The following is a 2,556-nucleotide window of genomic DNA, read 5'->3' as shown; positions in this document are numbered from 1 at the left end:
ATTATCATAAGGGGTCTACCTGCTTGAACAACCGCTTCTAAAAGTGGAACCATCGGCTGAAGATTGGTTAATTTTTTTTCATGTAATAATATTAGAGGGTTCTCTAATTCAGTTGTCATTTTATCTCCATTAGTAATAAAGTAAGGAGAAAGGTATCCTCTATCAAACTGCATACCTTCTACAACATCAAGTTCGGTCTCAATACCTTTTGCTTCTTCAACAGTTATAACACCTTCATTTCCAACCTTTTGCATAGCTTTAGAAATCATATTACCAATTTCTTTATCACCATTAGCTGAAATTGTACCAACTTGAGCAATTTCATCACTGTCTTTTACCTTTTTAGCAGAGGAAATAAGTTTTTGTTTCACATGATCAACGGCCGAGTCTATACCTCTTTTAACATCCATCGGATTCATTCCAGCTGTTACGTATTTACAACCTTCTTTTACGATTGCTTGAGCTAAGATAGTAGCTGTAGTTGTTCCATCTCCAGCTTCATCATTAGTTTTGCTGGCTACCTCTTTAACCATTTGAGCACCCATATTTTCAAATTTATCTTCAAGCTCTATTTCTTTAGCTACCGACACCCCATCTTTAGTAGTTCTTGGTGCACCATAAGATTTGTCAATAACAACATTTCTACCTTTTGGACCCAATGTTACTTTCACTGTATTAGCAAGTATATCAACACCTTTAAGCATCGCTGTTCTTGCATCTGAGTCAAATTTTACTATTTTTGCCATTTTTTACTCCTTTATTAAAAATTATTTTCCTGTTGATATTCCCATTATGTCAGATTCTTTCATAATACTATATTCTTTCCCACCAATTTTAACTTCAGTGCCTGACCATTTGCCGAATAATACTTTATCACCAACTTTGACATCCATTGGAATGATTTTACCATCTTCAGTTTTGGCTCCACCACCAACTGCAACGACTTTTCCCTCTTGAGGTTTTTCTTGTGCTGTATCTGGTATTATAATCCCGCCAGCAGTCTTCTCGCTGCTATCCAAAACTTCTATTAAAACTCTGTCATGTAACGGTTTAAACTTCATAAAAACTCCTTTAAATATGGAATTCATATAAAGACCAAAAGATAATTTTTCAAGATAAAGGATAAAATATATATTCTAAAAAAAACCAAGAAATATGCATATTTTTGAGTTATATCATAAAAAATGACTTCAAATTTAGATGAAAAAGGACTTAGAGCAATCTTTGGTGAATACGATTTGTTTTTTATAGATATCTGGGGAGTTTTACACAACGGTCTAAATCTATTTCAAAATTCGGTTGAAGTTCTTGAAGAATTAGAAAAAAATAAAAAGCAATATGTATTGCTAACGAACGCGCCAAGACCAAATCTTACTGTAATTGAATATTTGAAAAAAATGGGTTTAGATGAAAAAAAAGCCCAACAAGTTTATACATCTGGCCAAGCTGCTTTAGATCAACTCAAAACTATGAATTCCAAAAGCTTTTTTCATATAGGCCCACCAAGAGATTTTGATTTATTCAAAACATTTGAAAATCAGAAGGTTAAAAAGATAGGCAGCTGCGATTTTTTATTATGCACTGGATTATTTGATGATCATGAGTCAGAATTGAAATTTTATGAAAAATTACTTCTAGACCACACCGAAAAAAAAATGATTTGCACCAATCCAGATCTTGTTGTTGATCGAGGTAATGTCAGAGAATTTTGCGCAGGTACAGTAGCAAAAATTTTTGAAAAGTTAGGTGGTGAAGTTAAGTATTTCGGTAAACCTTATCCAGAAGTCTACGAAAAAGCATTTAACAACTTAAGAGGCAAAAAGGTAATTTGTATAGGTGATAATCTAAATACTGATATCAAAGGCGCAAATATACAAAATTTTGACTCTCTTCTAATAAGTAATGGAATTCATAAAAATGAAATAAGCAATGGTATTAAAGAATTAACAAAAAAGTATAATGTTAATGTAAACTATACTCAAACAGAGCTAAAATGGTAAATAATTTTAAAATTTATGAGAACTTTAATTTGTCTAAAAAAGACAAAGGAGCAATTATTCTAATTGGAAATTTTGATGGCCTTCATAGGGGTCACCAAAAACTTTTTAATAGAGCAAGAAGATTCAAAAAAAAATTTAAATTAAAAATAGGAGTAATCACTTTTGACCCAATACCAAAGATGTTTTTTAAAAGACTTCATAATTACAGACTTTCAAACTTTAATCAAAAAATTCAACTTTTAAAAAAAAATTCTGTAGATTTTATTGTAAATCAAAAATTTAATAAAAATTTTTCAAAAATAAGTTGTCTCGATTTTATAAAAAAGATTTTATTTAATAAAATTAAACCAAAATATATTTTTGTTTCAGACAATTTTAGATTTGGCTATAAACGTGCTGGTGATATAAAACTTCTAAAGTCATTGGAAAAAGATTATGACTACAAAATTATTAATCCATCTCCTCTTAAAAGCAAAAAATTTGTTATCTCATCGACCTTGATAAGAAAAAATCTTGAAATAGGAAATTTAAAAAAAGTAAAAAAATTTTTAGGAAG

The 2,556-nt window shown here is 30.1% G+C and carries 3 protein-coding genes and 1 pseudogene; 2 read left to right on the top strand and 2 right to left on the bottom strand.

The genetic code is table 11. The annotated features are described in order from the left end of the window. Together groEL and groES are read right to left on the bottom strand one after the other, a co-directional pair. Positions 1 to 746, bottom strand: a 746-nt coding sequence (gene groEL / locus AMN84_RS01730) for a chaperonin GroEL (RefSeq protein WP_143755530.1), incomplete at its 3' end; no start/stop codon positions are given. Between the two features lie 21 nt (positions 747 to 767). After that, complete coding sequence (gene groES / locus AMN84_RS01725; RefSeq protein WP_075482841.1) at positions 768 to 1,061, bottom strand: co-chaperone GroES; 294 nt, start codon at positions 1,059 to 1,061, stop codon at positions 768 to 770. 123 nt (positions 1,062 to 1,184) lie between these two features. On the opposite strand from groES, the gene AMN84_RS01720 reads away from it, so the two are divergent. Continuing rightward, complete coding sequence (locus AMN84_RS01720) at positions 1,185 to 2,000, top strand: TIGR01459 family HAD-type hydrolase (RefSeq protein ID WP_075482839.1); 816 nt, start codon at positions 1,185 to 1,187, stop codon at positions 1,998 to 2,000. Then, positions 1,994 to 2,556, top strand: a pseudogene (locus AMN84_RS01715) (riboflavin biosynthesis protein RibF); the annotation flags it as partial. The gene AMN84_RS01720 and the pseudogene AMN84_RS01715, both read left to right, overlap by 7 nt.

The organism is Candidatus Pelagibacter communis (assembly GCF_001180105.1).
Lineage (GTDB): Bacteria > Pseudomonadota > Alphaproteobacteria > Pelagibacterales > Pelagibacteraceae > Pelagibacter > Pelagibacter ubique_K.
The sequence above is the reverse complement of the archived record's forward strand: the minus strand, read 5'-3'. Positions and strand labels throughout refer to the sequence as shown.

Excerpts from the sequence above, each read along its gene's own strand:
- groES (WP_075482841.1), bottom strand. The coding sequence starts at position 1,061 with ATGAAGTTTAAACCGTTACATGACAGAGTTTTAATAGAAGTTTTGGAT.
- AMN84_RS01720 (WP_075482839.1), top strand. The coding sequence starts at position 1,185 with ATGACTTCAAATTTAGATGAAAAAGGACTTAGAGCAATCTTTGGTGAA.